Origin of the sequence: Ruegeria sp. (assembly GCF_028066395.1) — a bacterium.
In the GTDB taxonomy this organism is placed as follows: Bacteria; Pseudomonadota; Alphaproteobacteria; order Rhodobacterales; family Rhodobacteraceae; genus Ruegeria.
On sequence record NZ_JALCBM010000032.1, the window covers coordinates 1 to 16462 of the forward strand.

The 16462-nt window shown below is 58.7% G+C and carries 18 protein-coding genes; 10 read left to right on the forward strand and 8 right to left on the reverse strand.

Annotated elements, in window-relative coordinates:
- Nucleotides 1-584, forward strand: a 584-nt coding sequence (locus MPJ51_RS11530) for an arginase family protein (protein ID WP_298386438.1), incomplete at its 5' end; no start/stop codon positions are given.
- Between the two features lie 205 nt (nucleotides 585-789).
- On the opposite strand, the gene MPJ51_RS11535 is transcribed toward MPJ51_RS11530, so the two are convergent.
- The 5 genes from MPJ51_RS11535 to MPJ51_RS11555 all read right to left on the reverse strand — a co-directional run bounded on the left by MPJ51_RS11535 (nucleotide 790) and on the right by MPJ51_RS11555 (nucleotide 5230).
- The gene (locus tag MPJ51_RS11535) at nucleotides 790-2049 is read right to left on the reverse strand and encodes a TRAP transporter large permease (RefSeq protein ID WP_298386441.1); all 1260 of its coding nucleotides are present in this window, start codon (nucleotides 2047-2049) and stop codon (nucleotides 790-792) included.
- Nucleotides 2046-2579: a TRAP transporter small permease subunit gene (locus MPJ51_RS11540; RefSeq protein ID WP_298386446.1), complete on the reverse strand. Its 534-nt coding sequence runs from the start codon at nucleotides 2577-2579 to the stop codon at nucleotides 2046-2048. The genes MPJ51_RS11535 and MPJ51_RS11540 overlap by 4 nt, the downstream gene beginning before the upstream one ends.
- A 65-nt stretch (nucleotides 2580-2644) precedes the next feature.
- Nucleotides 2645-3619, reverse strand: coding sequence for a TRAP transporter substrate-binding protein (locus MPJ51_RS11545; protein ID WP_298386574.1), 975 nt, complete (start codon nucleotides 3617-3619; stop codon nucleotides 2645-2647).
- A gap of 27 nt (nucleotides 3620-3646) precedes the next feature.
- Nucleotides 3647-4189 (reverse strand): 3-hydroxyanthranilate 3,4-dioxygenase, encoded by a 543-nt coding sequence (locus tag MPJ51_RS11550; RefSeq protein WP_298386449.1) that lies wholly within the window; start codon nucleotides 4187-4189, stop codon nucleotides 3647-3649.
- Nucleotides 4190-4276: 87 nt separating this feature from the next.
- Entirely contained in the window at nucleotides 4277-5230 is a 954-nt protein-coding gene (locus MPJ51_RS11555; RefSeq protein ID WP_298386452.1) for a dihydrodipicolinate synthase family protein, read from the reverse strand.
- 145 nt (nucleotides 5231-5375) lie between these two features.
- On the opposite strand from MPJ51_RS11555, the gene MPJ51_RS11560 reads away from it, so the two are divergent.
- From MPJ51_RS11560 to MPJ51_RS11580, 5 genes are all read left to right on the forward strand, one after another.
- Entirely contained in the window at nucleotides 5376-6152 is a 777-nt protein-coding gene (locus MPJ51_RS11560; protein WP_298386455.1) for an aspartate dehydrogenase, read from the forward strand.
- Complete coding sequence (locus MPJ51_RS11565; RefSeq protein ID WP_298386458.1) at nucleotides 6149-7099, forward strand: LysR substrate-binding domain-containing protein; 951 nt, start codon at nucleotides 6149-6151, stop codon at nucleotides 7097-7099. The genes MPJ51_RS11560 and MPJ51_RS11565 overlap by 4 nt, the downstream gene beginning before the upstream one ends.
- Before the next feature lie 97 nt (nucleotides 7100-7196).
- Nucleotides 7197-8627, forward strand: a complete 1431-nt coding sequence (locus MPJ51_RS11570) for an NAD-dependent succinate-semialdehyde dehydrogenase (RefSeq protein WP_298386461.1) — start codon at nucleotides 7197-7199, stop codon at nucleotides 8625-8627.
- Nucleotides 8628-8807: 180 nt separating this feature from the next.
- Nucleotides 8808-9812, forward strand: a complete 1005-nt coding sequence (locus MPJ51_RS11575; protein WP_298386464.1) for an AraC family transcriptional regulator — start codon at nucleotides 8808-8810, stop codon at nucleotides 9810-9812.
- 170 nt (nucleotides 9813-9982) lie between these two features.
- Nucleotides 9983-11479, forward strand: a complete 1497-nt coding sequence (locus MPJ51_RS11580) for an aldehyde dehydrogenase family protein (protein ID WP_298386467.1) — start codon at nucleotides 9983-9985, stop codon at nucleotides 11477-11479.
- A gap of 90 nt (nucleotides 11480-11569) precedes the next feature.
- On the opposite strand, the gene MPJ51_RS11585 is transcribed toward MPJ51_RS11580, so the two are convergent.
- Nucleotides 11570-11956: a hypothetical protein gene (locus MPJ51_RS11585; protein WP_298386471.1), complete on the reverse strand. Its 387-nt coding sequence runs from the start codon at nucleotides 11954-11956 to the stop codon at nucleotides 11570-11572.
- Nucleotides 11957-11987: 31 nt separating this feature from the next.
- On the reverse strand, nucleotides 11988-12923 hold the full coding sequence (locus MPJ51_RS11590) for a LysR family transcriptional regulator (RefSeq protein WP_298386474.1): 936 nt from the start codon (nucleotides 12921-12923) through the stop codon (nucleotides 11988-11990).
- Between the two features lie 102 nt (nucleotides 12924-13025).
- Here MPJ51_RS11590 and MPJ51_RS11595 point away from each other — a divergent pair, with 102 nt between their 5' ends.
- The 4 genes from MPJ51_RS11595 to MPJ51_RS11610 all read left to right on the forward strand — a co-directional run bounded on the left by MPJ51_RS11595 (nucleotide 13026) and on the right by MPJ51_RS11610 (nucleotide 15679).
- The gene (locus MPJ51_RS11595; RefSeq protein WP_298386577.1) at nucleotides 13026-13451 is read left to right on the forward strand and encodes an SDR family oxidoreductase; all 426 of its coding nucleotides are present in this window, start codon (nucleotides 13026-13028) and stop codon (nucleotides 13449-13451) included.
- A 124-nt stretch (nucleotides 13452-13575) separates the two neighbouring features.
- Nucleotides 13576-14790, forward strand: coding sequence for a GTP-binding protein (locus tag MPJ51_RS11600; RefSeq protein ID WP_298386477.1), 1215 nt, complete (start codon nucleotides 13576-13578; stop codon nucleotides 14788-14790).
- Entirely contained in the window at nucleotides 14787-15422 is a 636-nt protein-coding gene (locus MPJ51_RS11605; protein ID WP_298386480.1) for a DUF1826 domain-containing protein, read from the forward strand. The genes MPJ51_RS11600 and MPJ51_RS11605 overlap by 4 nt, the downstream gene beginning before the upstream one ends.
- Nucleotides 15422-15679 (forward strand): DUF6525 family protein, encoded by a 258-nt coding sequence (locus MPJ51_RS11610; protein ID WP_298386483.1) that lies wholly within the window; start codon nucleotides 15422-15424, stop codon nucleotides 15677-15679. Before MPJ51_RS11605 ends, MPJ51_RS11610 begins: the two co-directional genes overlap by 1 nt.
- A gap of 300 nt (nucleotides 15680-15979) precedes the next feature.
- On the opposite strand, the gene MPJ51_RS11615 is transcribed toward MPJ51_RS11610, so the two are convergent.
- Nucleotides 15980-16459, reverse strand: coding sequence for an invasion associated locus B family protein (locus MPJ51_RS11615; RefSeq protein ID WP_298386485.1), 480 nt, complete (start codon nucleotides 16457-16459; stop codon nucleotides 15980-15982).
- Nucleotides 16460-16462: the final 3 nt, after the last annotated feature.

Below are 16462 nucleotides of genomic sequence, written 5' to 3' on the forward strand. Positions count from 1 at the left end.
GCGATCACACGCTGACCCTGCCGGTGCTGCGGTCGATCCACAAGAAACACGGGCCCGTGGCGCTGATCCATGTGGATGCCCATGCCGATATCAACGAACATATGTTCGGCGAGGAAATCGCCCATGGCACCCCCTTCCGCCGCGCCTATGAAGAAGGTCTGATCATTCCCGAAAAGACCTATCAGATCGGTCTGCGCGGCACAGGGTATGAGGCAGATGATTTCGACACGGCCCGCAAATGGGGCTTCACCGTCGTGCATGCCGAGGAGCTGTGGTACAAATCCGCCGCCCCGCTGATGGACAAGATCCGTGCCGAGATCGGCGATACTCCGGTTTATCTGACCTATGACATCGACAGCCTTGACCCGGCCTGCGCCCCGGGCACCGGAACCGTGGAAATGGGCGGGCTCATGACCAGCCAGGCCCTGGAAATCGTGCGCGGCTGCAAGGGCCTGAACCTGGTCGGCTGCGATCTGGTCGAAGTGTCCCCTCCGTTCGATCCTTCTGGCAACACAGCGGTTATCGCGGGCAACCTGCTCTACGAAATGCTCTGCGTCCTGCCAGGCGTGCCCTACAGGGACTAAGCAATCGAAACGGCTCCGGGCGCCGCCCGGAACCGGACCCAAAGCATCAGAAAAACCGCGAGTGGTCAGCAGCTCGGACGAAGATCACGCAAGCATGGCTGCTTCACATCAACCTCGGTGAGTGCGCTTGATCAGATCGAACGGTCGATTGCAGAATTAACCCGCAAGAAAATCGATCCCCGGTTCGGTTTCGCGGGTTGTTGAGCTAGATCAGCAGTGTTGACAGTTTTGGAACATAACTCAGCAACACAAGAACCACAGTAACAGCAACCAAAAACGGCCAGAGTGACTTCAGGATCGCGCCGGGTGCGGTGCCGCTCATGGAGGACGCAATATAGAGACCGATGCCGACGGGCGGTGTCAGAAGGCCAAGAACCAGGTTCAGGCAGGCGACAACCCCGAATTGATAGGGGCTGATATCGTAGGAGCCGGTGGCGATCGGCAACAGGATCGGTGTGATCAGGATGATCGCGGCGATGCCGTCGATGACCATGCCCACCAGCAGCAGCGCCAGATTCACGATCAACAGAAACACAAACGGATCCGAGGTGATTGAGGTGATCAGCCCGGCGAGCCTCTGAGGCAGTTCTTCGTAGATGATCACCCAGCCGAAGACACTTGCCGCCGCGATCATGAACAGGATCATTGAGGCGTTTGCCGCCGTCCGTTTGAACATCCCGCCCAGCTTGCGCGGGTCGAGGTCGCGATAGAACAGCCAGCCGACAAGAAAGGCGATGAGCGAGGCGATAGCGGCGGATTCAGTCGGCGTTGCGATCCCGAAAAGGATACCGCCAATGATGGCCACCGGAACCAGCAGCGCCGGCAGCGCGGCCAGCAGCGCCTGAATGGCCTGGCTGCGCGTCATCCAGGTGCCCTTGGGGAATTGCTGGGACCAGCCGATCAGGGTGATCACCAAAGCAAAGGACAGGGCGAGCAAGAGCCCGGGAATGATCCCGGCGATGAACATTTCGCCAATGGGGACCTGCGCCAGCACGCCAAAGATGACAAACATCATCGAGGGCGGGATGACCGGTGCCAGCAGGCCACCTGCGGCGGTTGTTGCGGCGGCAAAGCCTTCGTCATAGCCCTCGTCCTTCATGACGGGCACCATGGCGCGTGACATCACCGCAATCTGGGCCGTGGCCGAGCCGATGATCGCGGCCATGAACATGTTGGCCAGCAGGTTGATATAGGCCAGCCCGCCCCGGAACCCGCCAACAAACACACGGGCCAGCGCGACAAGGCGGCGGGTCATGCCGCCTTCGTTCATCAACTCTCCGGTCAGCATGAACAGCGGGATCGCCAGCAGGCCGTAGTTTTCGAGGCCGCCGAACATCTTCTGGGCAAAACTGTCGAACAGAACCGCGTTTCCGCTTTCCCAGATGTACCAGATCGCCGTGATCGCCAGCACGATGGCAACGGGTACGGACAGCAGCAACGCTGCCAGAAACAGAACAGCGCTCATGTTGCGTCCTTTGGCGATGTTCCCGACAAAAGATGCGTCGCCGAATGCAGCGTTGCGCCCAATGCAAACAGCCACATCACCAGCCAGAACAGATATTTCGGCACGCCGAGCGTCAGCGTGGGCTCGGCATAGATAAAGTTGAAGGTGCTCCCCTGAAACGCCACCACATCAAATCCGGTCTGCGCAAGATCAAGGGGCAGAAACCAGCGCCAGCAGAACCACAGCATTGCCAGCGAAAAGGCGAAAACGGTTGCATCGACGGTTTTGCGGATCACCCGGCGCGCAGCGGGCCGAACCACATCGGACAGAAGGGTGATCGACACGGAACTGCGATGGTGCAGCGCGGCGGACGCACCCAGAAAGGTCATCCAGATCATGGCATAGATCGCCAGTTCATCGACCCAGAACAGCGCCTGACCGATATTGCGGGTGACGACATTGAGAAGGATCAACAGCGTCACACAAACCGCAAGAACCGCTGCCGCCAGCAGTTCCATCCGTGCCCAAGCGGCGGATGCCCGATACAACATTTTCATGCCTCCCCACAAAAAAAGGGCGCGAGCGTACCCGCGCCCCGTTCACTCTTTACCTTACCTTACTGGGTTTCTGCCGCAGTTGCCCGCAAAGCCTCAAGCGAGGATGTTTTTTCGGACCATGTGGCATTCCATTCATCAATCGCGTCGCCAAAGAACGACGCATCCACCTTGGTGTAGGTCTTGCCTGTGCCTGCAATCTGTTCCAGCCAGCCCGCTTCGTTGGCGACATAGCTGTCGATGGTGCTGTCGACATGTTTGGCCATCAGATCCCCGATCATGGCGCGATCTTCCTCGGACAATCCCGCCCAGACCTTTGCAGAGACAAGGCCAACCATCGGGAACATCATGTGATCCGACTGCACGATGGTGTCAGCGTGATCGTAATATTTCAGGACCCAGATCAGCTCTGCATCCATGTCAATCGCATCCACCTGACCATTGGCCAGCGCGTCATAGACCGCAGGCAGGGGCATCGGTGTCGGCGCGGCGCCGACCGCGTTGTAGAAATCCAGGATCGGGGTAAAGGGCGTGATCCGCAGTTTCAGCCCGGCGAGGTCGTCGGCAGAGGTCACCTCGCCCCGGCTGACGATCTGGCGCAGACCGGCCATGCCATAGCCGACACCGACCGCACCCACCTGCCCGGGCAGCGGTTCAAGCAGGGATTTGGCGGTGTCCGAGCGCAGAATTCGGCCCGCATGACCGATGTCATCGGCCAGATAGGGTGCATAAAAGGCACCAAGTTCGGGGGCACGGTTTGAAACCTCGGCAACCGTCATAAAGGCCATATCCAGCGCACCGGTCTGGAGCTGTTGCAGCATCTCGGCCTCGTTGCCCAATTGGCGGGCCGGAAAGACGGACACGCTATGCGCGCCGCCCGAGGCTTCGGACAGCTCAGCGCCAAAGGCTTCGGCCGCCTTGGTCCAGATATGGGGCGGAGGCGTGATCAGCCCCAGCCGAAACTCCTCGGCCTGCGCGGCGACGGATGACGCGGCCACAATGGCGGCCGAGGCGATAAGTCTGGCAACGTGTTTCATCATTCTCCCTGTCCTTTTTCTGATTTCTTACAGCTGTACCCAACCTTCTGGTGGCTCCTTGCCCGGATGCACGGCACCGCAGTTCGGGCAGGTCCGATCTTCTTCCGAGGCATAGAATTTCTCGTAAACCGGCGGCAGGTCCTTGACGATGGATTGCAATTGGAACTCGGCGCGGAACACCTTGTGCTGACATTCAAAGCAGTACCATTCGATGGCGTCGAACTGCCCTTCTTGACGCTTGGGTTCGATCACCAACCCGACCGAGCCCTCTTGCGGGCGCTGTGGCGAGTGGCGCACATGCGGTGGCAGCAGAAAAATCTCGCCCTCGCGGATCGGCACGTCATAGAACTGTTCCCCATCGTAAAGCTTGAGCAGCATGTCGCCCTCAAGCTGATAGAAGAATTCCTCGACCGGGTCGTCGTGATAGTCGGTGCGCTTGTTGGGGCCGCCTACGACCGTGACCATCAGATCGGAGTCTTCAAAAATCATCTTGTTGCCGACAGGCGGTTTGAGCAGATGGCGATGCTCGTCAATCCAGGCCTTGAAGTTGAACGCGGATAGTTTTGACATGATCCTCTCCCATCTTGAAAAATTGTCCGTGACAATTCCTATAGCTGCAAAGAAATTGTCCGTAAGTAGATATCCGATTTGCTTATATCAGGGCGCCAGCCCGCACTCGTTGAACCCGTTGCGGATGATCTCTTTCTCTGCGTCGGTCAGCTCTAGCATCGGTGCGCGGACGCGTCCGCCTGTCTGCCCCAGAAGCTCTTGCCAGTATTTGCCAAAGGCGGTGGGTTTGCCCGCGGGCTTGGTGCGTTTCATCGCGTCGCGCACCGGGTTCAGGCTGTCAAAGACCCGCCGCGCTTCATCCGCTTTGCCCTCAAACGCCAGGCGGGTGTATTCATTCATGCGCTGATCATTGGCGGTTTGCAGCTGGTATGGCGGCGAGGAACACAGGTAGAGCCTCCAGTTCAGTTCCAGAATATTGTCCAGCCATTCATGTTCCGCCGAGGTCGAGACATGGATCTTGTCCCCGACCATGTGGGTCAGCCGCACATACATCTCACGCGGGACCGAATATTTGATGGCCACGATATTGGGCAGCTCGGCAATCCGCGCGCATTCTTCGGGCTGCATCAGATAGCCGCTGTCGGGATGGCTCCACATGGCGATGCCGATATCCAGTTCGTCGCAGAAACGCTTGTAATACTGATACAGCAATTCGCCACGATCCTGACAAAAGCTGAGCATCGGCGCATGCACGACGACATAATCCGCGCCGCAATCCTGCGCGTGGCGGCCAAGCTCAAGCGCCGTGTTCATATTCTGATCCGAGATCGACATGATCGTCCCGGCGCGGCCTGCGCATTCCTCAACCGCGACGGTCATGTTGCGCTTGCGCTCTTCAAGGCTCATCGCCCAGAATTCACCCTGCTTGCCCGCGATAAAGAGGCCCTGAATGCCAAGGTCGTCGATCCAATGCCGGATGTTGGAGCGCAGCCCCTCTTCATCCAGCGACAGGTCTTCCCGGAACGGGTTCAGCGCTGCGGCCCATATGCCCGTCATATTCTCGCGCGCGTATGCTTTGGCGTCGTGTTTTGTGTATTTCATGACCTGAACCTTTTCGAGGACGTGGCCCGAGAAAACCCGATTGCGCCCGCGCGGTCCAAGAGGAAGCGCGCAAGTGGGTATAGAAAAATGGAATATCAACCGCTTTCCAATTCCCGTATTGACCTGTTCGCAGTAGGGTCTGTCCATGAAGATTGGACTGATCGGAAAAGGCGCAATCGCGCGCTACGTCTCATCTGCCCTTGCAAGCCGGGGGCACGAGGTTGGGGCAATATTGCTGCGCCCGGAACGGGTTACCGCTGGAACGGCGCTGGAATTTGGATCGGTTGGGGCGCTGCCCGCTGATCTTGACCTGATGATCGACTGTGCCGGGCATGCGGGGCTGGCTGATCACGGGCCAAAGATATTGGCGCGGGGCTGTGACATGATCACCGTATCCCTTGGCGCTTTGGCGGACCCCGATATTGAGGCGGCATTGTTGCAGGCGGCGCAGGACGGCGGCGCAAGGCTGCATCTGGCAAGCGGCGCCATCGGTGCGCTGGACTGTCTGAATGCCGCGCGCGCGGGCAAGCTGACCTCGGTCACCTATACCGGTCGCAAACCGCCCCGGGGGTGGCAAGGGTCACCGGCAGAGGACAAGCTAGATCTGGACGGGATGACCGAAGGGGCAGAGATACATTTCGAAGGCAGCGCCCGCGCCGCCGCGCTGGAATACCCCAAGAACGCCAATGTGGCTGCGGCGGTGGCGCTGGCGGGTCTTGGCTTTGACGCCACACAGGTGCAACTGATCGCGGATGCGTCGATCACGCAGAACATCCACGAGATCACCGCAACGGGCGATTTTGGCCATTTTCACTTTCAGATCAGCGGCAATTCCCTGCCCGACAACCCGCGCTCATCCGCGTTGGCTGCGATGAGTGTGCTTGGCAAGCTCGACCAGATCACCCGGAGCATCACGCTATGATCGAACGCCATGCCCGCATCGTTGACCGCGCGCTGACCCGGCTGAAACTGCGCCAGCTGCGCCTGTTGGTGGCGGTCGGCACCCATGGCAACATCCAGAATGCCGCGCGCGCTTTGGGCATATCCCAGCCTGCGGCGACCAAGATGATTCAAGATCTGGAACTGGACTTTGAAGTCAAGCTGTTCGACCGCACCAATCGCGGCGTGGTGCCCACAGTCTTTGGCGAAACGCTGATCCGGCATGGCAAACTGATCTTCGCACAAATCTCGAACGCCGCGCAGGAACTGGACGATCTGAGCGAGGGCAATTCCGGCAGGGTTGTGGTCGGCACCCTGCTCGCGGCCTCGGCCAGCCTGCTGCCGATGGCCATCGAAATCCTGCTGGAAGACCGCCCCAACGTGGCAATCAAGATCAACGAGGGCACGAATGAGGTGCTGATGCCCGGCCTTCTGTCCGGTGAGATTGACATGGTGGTCGGGCGACTGCCATCACACCGCCATCGCGACAAGATCAGACAGGAAAAACTGTTCGAAGATCGCATTCTTGCGGTTGTCGGCCCCACGCATCCATTGGCGGGCAGGACGGGGGTCACCTTTTCCCACATCAAACCCTTTGGCTGGGTCTTGCCACCATTAGAGACCACGCTGCGGCGGCAGGTCGATCATTTCTTTGTCGGCCAGCAGCAATATGTACCGGCAGTATCGATTGAAAGCGTCTCGTACCTGACGAACCGCACGCTTTTGCAGTCCCGCGATCTGATCGGGCTGATGCCTGCCGAGGTGGTGTCGCAGGACATTCGGAACGGGCATCTGGTGCAACTGGACTGGAACGTTCCGTTCGGGCATGGGCCGGTTGGTGTCTCGCTGCGCATCGATGACGACCTGTCGCCCGCAGGCCGCGCGTTCAAGGCGGCGCTGCATGCTGCGGCGCAGGCAAGGCGGGTCTGATATTCCTCAATCTGATATCAGTATTCATCCAATTCACTTGAAGCATATGACCGGGACGGGTGTTCTGGGACAGTGACAATTCGAAAGGCCCGGTCCCATGTATCCTGAACTCAAGCTGTTCATTGCAGGCAAATGGCGGAAATCAGGTTCCGACATGCCGGTGGTCAACCCGGCCACCGAAGAAGAGATCGGCCGCCTGCCTTGCGCCACGCAAAGTGATCTGGACGATGCGCTGGACGCCGCCCAAAAGGGCTTTCAAATCTGGAGCCGAACCTCGCCGCGCGATCGAGCCGACACGATCCTGCGCGCCGCCGCGCTGATGCGCGAGCGACAGGAAGAGATTGCCACATCCATCACGCTGGAGCACGGCAAACCGCTGAAACAGGCCCGGCTTGAGGTCATACGGGGTGCTGAATTCTTTGAATGGGACGCGGGCGAAGCCATGCGGACCTATGGCCGGGTCATCCCGGCTGCGCACGGGCACAAATTCACCGTGCATCATCAACCCGTGGGCGTGGTCGCGGCGTTTTCGCCCTGGAACTTCCCGATGAGCCAGCCCGCCCGCAAAATCGCCGGGGCACTGGCGTCGGGCTGCTCGGTCATTCTGAAAGCAGCCGAGGAAACACCGGCGGGCGCCCTGCATATCGCCAAAGCGTTCGAGGATGCGGGCCTGCCGCCGGGTGTCCTGAACCTCGTGTTCGGCAACCCGGCTGACATCTCGGGCTACCTGATCCCCCAAGATCCCGTTCGGCTGATCGCGTTCACGGGCTCGACCACGGTCGGGCGGCACCTGACGACGCTGGCTGCGCAACATGACACGCGGGTGCTGATGGAACTGGGCGGACATGCCCCGGTCATCGTGTGCGAGGACACGGATGTGCAGACCGCCGCAATATCCAGCGCCATTCGCAAAATGCGTAATGCCGGGCAAGTCTGTACCTCACCCACCCGGTTCTTTGCGCATGAGAGCATCTTTGACGATTACGCTGCCCGGTTTGTCGAACGCGCCCGGGCAACGGTTGTTGGCAACGGCATGGATGACGGCGTTGAAATGGGCCCAACCGCCAATGACCGCCGGGTGCCCGCGCTGACCGCACTGGTCGAGGACGCCGTCGCCAAAGGCGCGACACTGGCAACAGGGGGGGCGCGCCACGGCGACACCGGCTATTTCTTCCAGCCCACCGTCTTGCTGAATGTCCCTGACAGCGCACGGATCATGCAGGAAGAACCCTTTGGCCCTGTTGCTGTGGTCAATCCGGTCACCTCTTTGGATCACGCCATCGCACAGGCCAATTCAGTGCCCTACGGCCTTGCCGGATACGCCTTTACCAATCGCGCGGATTACATTGACCGGCTGGTCGATGAGGTCGAGGTCGGCAACCTGTCGATCAACACGCTTGAGGCGTCCATGCCCGAAACCCCCTTTGGCGGGGTCAAGTCCAGCGGTTATGGCCGCGAAGGCGGGACCGAGGGGCTGGACAATTACATGACGGTCAAAAACGTCTGGCATTCCGTTTCGATCGTGTGAACCAAGGCCGTTGGCGACGTCCTGATATAAGAAAAAACGTAACCCATATAAGAAAATCGAGTGACCAATGCCCGGCAAATCGATCTAGCCTAGCCAATAGCCTACCGCGGCACGCTGATTCTGCCCGGCTCCGTGTGCCAAGCCATCTCTGATCGGCTGGCTCTACATGGGGGATACCATATGGTCCATGCACATCACGCAGCACCCGATACGCCGGATCTTCTGCCGCTGTACGAAAACTGCATGTTCAAATCTGATCTGGGACGCGAATCCCATGATCTGGTGGCCGAGGAACTTTCCGATCACAATCTGAAATGGGGCGCTGGCCGCATTGACACACGGCTTTACAAAATCACGACCCAACGGCTGTCACTCTTTTCCCTGCGCTACGGTGCAGAGGTTGAAATTTTTCCGAAGGTCTACAGGGACTTCTCATTGGTGCATTACGCCAAGAGCAGCGATATCGAGATCACGGTGGATGGCGTTACATCCAGAATAAAGCAGGGCCAGGCGGTGCTGTGCTCGCCGCGCGACAGCCTTCGGATGCGCTGGTCCGAGTGCAGCGAGCAACTGATCCTCAAGCTTCCGAACGGGCTTTTGAACGCCGCGGACGAGACCGCAGAGGGATCGCAGGCCAAAAGCCGGCCAATCACACCCCTGACGTTAGGAGCGCAGAAGGTCTGGCTGCCGCTTCTGGCCAGCATTGTGCAGGCCCAGAGATTTACCTCTGACCCGAAACTGGCGCTTTGGATGCGGCATCTGGAAGACAATGTCTGTCTTCTGCTGAACGCGCAACGCGGTGCCACCATTGATGAGCAGACAGCGGGAGGCCCGGAAAATCTGCGGGACCTCAACACCAAAAAGCGTCGCGACAGGCTGGAACGCTACGTTCTGGACAATATCGATCAGCCGATCAAAAGCAGCGATCTGGCGCAGGCGGCGGCACTGTCCGAGCGGCAATTCAACAGTTTCTGCCATGCGCAGTTCGGCATGTCGCCGATGGCGTGGCTGCGCGCGGTCAGGTTGGATGCCGTGCGCAGGGACATTGTGGATAACCCGGTGCAGGATATCACCCAAGTCGCCTATCAGTATGGATTTTTCCACCCGGGGCGGTTTTCAGGCGCCTATCGGGCGCGCTTTGGCGAACTGCCCAGCGAGACCCGCAATTGCGCCAAATCCGGATGACCCCGCCCCCGGTTGCGCCATCTTCGGATAGAGGCGGATAGGCCACGTCCTTTAACATCCGACGACGGATGATCGCACGATCACCAGAAAAATCAAAAAACCAAGGATGCCTTGGCATCTTTGCCTTTGCCCGGGCAAAGGCGGGTCGATCCTACAGCGGAGGTGACAAAATGAAAGATTTTCAACCAGATGATCTGCAGCTTCTAAGCGCATATGGTGCTTTCATCGACAATGAATACAAGCCCGTCGGTGGTCAGACCTTTGCCGCGACCTCGGCCTCGACCGGCGAGACGCTTGCCAATGTGGCGCGCTGTTCCGGGCAAGAGATCGACGACGCAGTACAATCGGCCAAACGCGCCTTTCCCGACTGGAAAGCCAAAACGCCTGAGGAGAGGGCGGCCTGTCTCTATAAATTCGCGGATCTGGTCGAAGGCCAAATTCAGCGGTTCAAGGTCATTGACGCGCTCGACGTGGGCCGTGGTGTCTGGGAAACCGAACTGGACCATGTTCTGGCAGTTCAGCAATATCGCTACTTCGCGGCGGCGGCCAAAACCCATGAAGGCTGGGGCCGGTCGATCCCGAACGGGTATCTGATCGCCAAGCGGGAACCTTATGGCGTCTGTGGTCAGATCATTCCTTGGAACGTGCCGGGCATCATGGCGTCGTTCAAGATCGCCCCTGCAGTGGCGGCGGGCAACACCGTTGTTCTGAAGCCGGATGAAAACGCCTGCCTGTCCACGATGGAACTGGGCAAGCTGATCGCAGAATGTTTCCCGCCGGGCGTGGTGAATATCGTTCCGGGTCTGGGGGAAGAGGCCGGCGCCGCGCTGACCAGCCACCCGGATGTGGCCAAGATCGCCTTTACCGGCAGCCCCGAGGTTGGCCGCATCGTATCCGCCGCCGGTGCCAACCGCCTTGTTCCGGTGTCGCTGGAACTGGGCGGCAAAAGCCCCAACATCGTCTTCCCGGATGTCGGCACCGATGACATCGACAAGATCGTCGACAACGTGACCTTCGGTTCGATGTTCTGCAACGGACAGTCGTGCATCGCAGGGACGCGACTGTTTGTGCATGACGGCATCTACGACGACTTCATGGGGCGTCTGAAAGCGTCGATGGAACGCATCAAGGTCGCCGCGCCGACAAACCCCTTCCCGCTGCTGAGCTGTCTGGTGTCCGAAAAACAGGGCCAGCGCGTGCAGTCCTATATCGACATCGGCAAGGCCGAAGGCGGGCTGGTCACCGGTGGCGAGCGGGTCAGCGTCGAGGGCTGCGATGCGGGCTGGTTCTTTGAGCCGACGGTGTTTGAGACCACAAATGACTCGCGGATCGCGCAAGAAGAGATTTTTGGCCCGGTTCTGTCAGTCATTCGCTGGAAGGATTACGACAAGCTGCTGGCCGATGCCAACGGCGTCAAATACGGGCTGGCTGCGGGCATCTATACCAGCAACCTCAAGAACGCCTGGGAAACGGCGGATCGGCTGCAGGCAGGCAATGTCTGGGTGAACAGCTATCTAAACCTCGCACCGGGCAGCCCGTTTGGCGGGTACAAGGAAAGCGGCATCGGCAGCGAGTTCTGTCACGAGACGCTCAACATGTATACGCATGCAAAGGCGATCACGATCCAGACCGAGATCAACCCGGCCTGGTACGCGCCATCGGCCTGATCGGCGCGTAAAATCGAACTGGCCGTCAAACCATCAGGCCGCCTCGCATGGCGAGGTGCGCCTGATGGTTTCGTCTTAATCGTCCGATGTTCAGTTGAAGTTCAGATCAAAGCCGCTGTTCATGACGAAAGGCGCGCGGAAGTTGTCCTGCAGGAAGTAGTAGATGTTTTGCTCTTTATCATGCGCGATCGAGAAGCAGCCGTAATCCTCTTCGTTCCACAGGCCGGTCCAGCTTGAACAGTATTTGCCATCTTCGACCTTGTAGCGGGCCTCAGCCGGTTTTGCGTCCCCTTCCTTGATCCACAGGGTCAGGCCGGAATCCGCAAAATACTGACGGGTTTCAACGCCGTAGTGGATGCCCTTGATGGTGGCGCCCGTCAGAAGGTCCTTGATCTCCTGATCGTTCAAGGTAACCTCTTCGGCCATTGCGGGGGCTGCCAACAGACCCATTGCCAGCGCGGCGAATACGTTCTTCATTACTTTATCCTTTCGTAATTGCAGTGAAGAATTAGTTTTGGTTCACACGTTTCGTGCGATCCGAGGAGGGTTCGGACCCTAAAGAAACGCCAGCATCTGGGCCGCAGTAAGCGGCCCGCAGATCATCGACCAACGGATCAATGAGGTGTCTCTTCGGGCTGTCTTTTTTCCAGATCATGCCAAGGCGGCGATGCAGAACCGGATCACCAAAAGGCAGGGTACGAATCTCCGGCGGCAAAGAACTGTATCCGACCGGTGCCGCGATAATCGACACGCCGTAATTTCCGCGGGTCAGATTGATTGCTGCTTCGACGGTCTGGATCTCACAGGTCGAAGTCACCTGAATGTTCTGCCGGGCCAGTTCTTCATCGATCAACCGTGCGTCCATGAAATCGCGATTGAACTGGATGAAGGGATTTTCAAGCAAAACGGCCCGCCAATCCTTTCCGGGGGCCGTGGTATGGGCGATGACCTGAAATGGTTCATCGATCATCGGCTCGAAATGCACGCCGGGACCCCAGTTGTCTATGTCCGTTGCAAACCCCACATCGATCTGACGCTGCATGAGTTGGGTATGGAGTTCGATCGAATGCCCGGACCGAAGACGCAGATCGCGTTTTGGGTATTTTTGCCGATGCGCGGCCAGAACCGCAGGCATTGCCCCCATGAAGGACACAGGTATCGCGCCGATCCGCAGCACCCCTTCGGTGGTGGCAGATGGGACATCCGCATATAACGCCTCCCACGCCTTCACGGCATGGCGCGCCTTTTCAACAAATGCGAGCCCCTCGGTTGTGAGGGTGGGCGGACGTCGAGATCGGTCGAAAAGAACCAGACCCGTCTCTTCCTCAAGCCGCCTGATCTGCTGGCTTACGCCCGCTGCCGACAGGTTCAGTCTGGCCCCTGCTTCGGCAAATGTACCTTCATCGACAATTGCCAGCAGAGTTTTCACGACTTTGAAGTCCATGGCCGCCGCCCTGATCCAAACACGTTCGTCTTGGCTGTAGTGGTATAGCGTTACTTCGCTAATTGTGAAGTAACATTCTGTTGATAAAAATTCTGTATATCAATATCCGCGCAGCGGCCCGCCACATTTGAAGAAATCGGGCAGGCCTGCGTGTTTCTCGCCAGCGAAGGCGCGCGGTATATCAATGGTCAGAGTATACTGTCCGATGGCGGGATGAACCGTTCCAAGGCGCGCAAGGATCACGTCCGAAACCCATGCCCCCACCGCCACCCGCGGTTTGACATATCTGCAAGGCTGGTTTCCGGACTTGAATGGGGCGTGCGCCCGGTTGCGATATTTTCGGATGAAAAATGGACATGGAGGTACCCTCCATATGCTCAGGGTGCAATTTCAACCTGTTGTTTGTCATTTACTTGGAACGGTTTGCCGTTCTTCGCCGTTCTTATTGTTTCGCTAAGATTACTACGGAAAAGCGGCATTCAGATCTTTTCATGGTCATGCAACCAAGGCAGCTCACGTAAATCTTGACGCTGCAAGAAAAAGCAGCGCGCCGTCTAACATGCTTCGAGCAGCTTGTATTTCGTTATTGTTATGATATCACATTACTAACCATTGACGACACCCGGCAAGAAAAGCGAGCTGTTTCCAAACCATGACTGATACCCGTCTTCCCGTCACCGTCCTGTCCGGCTTTCTTGGGGCTGGCAAAACCACCCTTCTGAACCGCGTTCTGAACAATCGCGAGGGGCGGCGCGTTGCCGTCATCGTCAATGACATGTCCGAAGTGAATATCGACGCGGACCTCGTGCGCGCCGAAACCGAGTTGAGCCGCACTGACGAGACGTTGGTTGAGATGTCGAACGGCTGTATCTGCTGCACCCTGCGCGACGACCTGCTGGACGAGGTGCGGCGGCTGGCTGCGGAAGGCCGGTTCGATTACCTGTTGATCGAATCCACGGGGATCTCGGAACCCCTGCCCGTTGCGGCGACCTTTGACTTCCGTGACGAAGCGGGCGAAAGCCTGTCGGATGTTGCCCGTCTCGACACGATGGTGACTGTCGTGGATGCGGTGAACCTGCTCAAGGATTTCTCCAGCCATGATTTCCTGCATGACCGTGGCGAGACACTGGGAGAAGCGGATGAGCGAACACTGGTCCACCTGCTGACGGATCAGATCGAATTTGCCGATATCATTGTTCTCAATAAGGTCGGCGACGCCGGGCCCGAGCGGACCGATGCGGCTCGGAAGATCATTCGCAGCCTGAACGCGGATGCGAAAATCATCGAAACGGACCACTCGGATGTCGCCAGCGACGCCATTCTGGACACCGGTTTGTTCGACTTCGAAGCGGCCCATCAACATCCCATGTGGGCGAAAGAGCTCTATGGCTTTGCGGATCACGTCCCGGAAACGGAAGAATACGGCGTGTCCTCATTTGTCTATCGCGCGCGTCAGCCGTTTGAGCCCGAAAAAATTCTTGCCTTGCTGAACGGCGACCTGCCCGGCGTGATCCGGGCCAAAGGGCATTTCTGGATCGCAACACGGCCCCAATGGGTTGCTGAGTTCTCTCTGGCCGGTGCGCTGTCGAGCGTTCAGCCGATCGGAACATGGTGGGCATCCGTCCCTCAGACCCGGTGGCCCGAGCACCCCTCTGTTCTGAACTACATCAAACAGCACTGGTCAGACCCCTGGGGTGACCGGCGGCAGGAACTGGTCTTTATCGGCGCGGGCATTGATTGGCCGGTGCTGAGGGCGCGCCTTGACGCGTGTTTGGTGCCCGAGACCGTTGCATCCGGCCCCGACACCCTTCCGACTGACTTGCCCGATCCATTCCCGCTCTGGCGCCGGGTGGAGGATGCCGCATGACCTATATCCGTGCAGAAATAAGGGATGCGGCCATTGGTGTTGGCATTGCAGACACGCCCGAGGGCTTGGCCCGGATCAGCATGCCCGGATGCGCGGCGTCAATCTGGCGGCGTCAAATCGGCTCCGGTTTTCAGACATGGATCGATGCGCTTGACCCTTCACATCTGCCCAATGGGCGCCTCGTCCTGCGCCCTGCCGACGTGCCAGAGGCCGTGCGGCACCTCTGCGATATCGCGGCTATGGAGAATGCTGAAGAACGCGGCTGGTTGGAAAACGACATTGCCGAGTTGGCCGAACGGTTTGCCGAGATCATGAAGGTTTCCTACTTGCGACTGCGTCTGGACCCGATCAGCACAAACGCCTGCCGGAAGTTCCACATCGACGCCCTCCATGCGCGCCTGATCTGCACCTATCGGGGCACGGGCACGCAATACGGGATTTCGCGCGACGGTCAGGACCCAAAACGGGTCTTCACCCTGGCAACGGGCGCACCTATGATCATGCGCGGTACTCTATGGCCGCAAAGCCCTCCGTCGGGCCTGTTGCACCGGTCACCACCCATTTCAGGCACCGGCGAAACCCGTTTGGTTCTTGTGCTCGACCCTGTGTTTGATCTGGATGAGGTCGATTGATGGGGCGCAACCTTGGCCAGACACGCCTTCGGAAACGCCGCCGACAAGAGAACCCGATGCACGAATTCGACCGTCTTCCACCGATTTTGCGTGCCTGGGTTTCGCAGGCCGCACTGCCCTGGCGGCCCCGTTCCGTTCTGCGCGCTTACAACAAAGCGCTCGCGCGGACAGGTGATCGATGTCATGCGTTGAACGAATTAAGCCGTCTCGAAGCTGCACAACTGGCGAAGGACAACAGCCTTTCGTGCACCATTTGAGTGCACATCAAACCGTTGTTTCAATTCGGCAGGAGGATCGGCCGTGCAGCAAGAAAATACAGCTTCGGAGATTTGGTGAGGCGCTTGAGACGATATGTGAACCATGGCTGCAATCCGCGCACGAGAAAGAGGCTTTCGAACACGCACATATATTTCTGAATCGTCACATGTTTCAGACCAACCCCGGCCTTCATGGAATTGCGCAGGTCTACGTGATCCGCATGGCGCGATTGATACCGCACCAATGACCGATCCACATCCAGGGCCGACTCCAACGCCATGCCGCCACTTGCGCAGCACTCAGGGCAGCAGATCCGAGGCTGTGTTGAATCCGGCCAGATCAAAACCGAAGGATATCGGATCACCCACCCTGTTTTTGCCGTCGATCTTCAACTGATCGCCAGCGCGCATCGCATTCATCCAGTCCTGTGATACAGGGGAGCGGGCAAAGCAGCCCTGCGCTTCACAGGTCAGAAACTCCAGACGTGCGACCTCGGCACCATCGACCGTCACCGTTAGCCCTTCGGAGAACAGCAGGCCAAAGGGCAGGGTCAGGACGGTCTCGGTCTCATCCTTGCCTGCGGATTTCACGAAGGCGATCGAGGTAAGCCGCTGATTGCTTTCGGTTAAAACGATGCTTTGAGTCATTTCGCAGATCAGCTCGGTCCCGTTGACCTGATTGCTGCAATTGACCGACCACAGCGGCGCGGCGCTGTCCTGGGCGGCAAGAGGCTGTACCAAACCCAATGACACCCCCAAGGCGCATATCCAAGTTTTCATTCT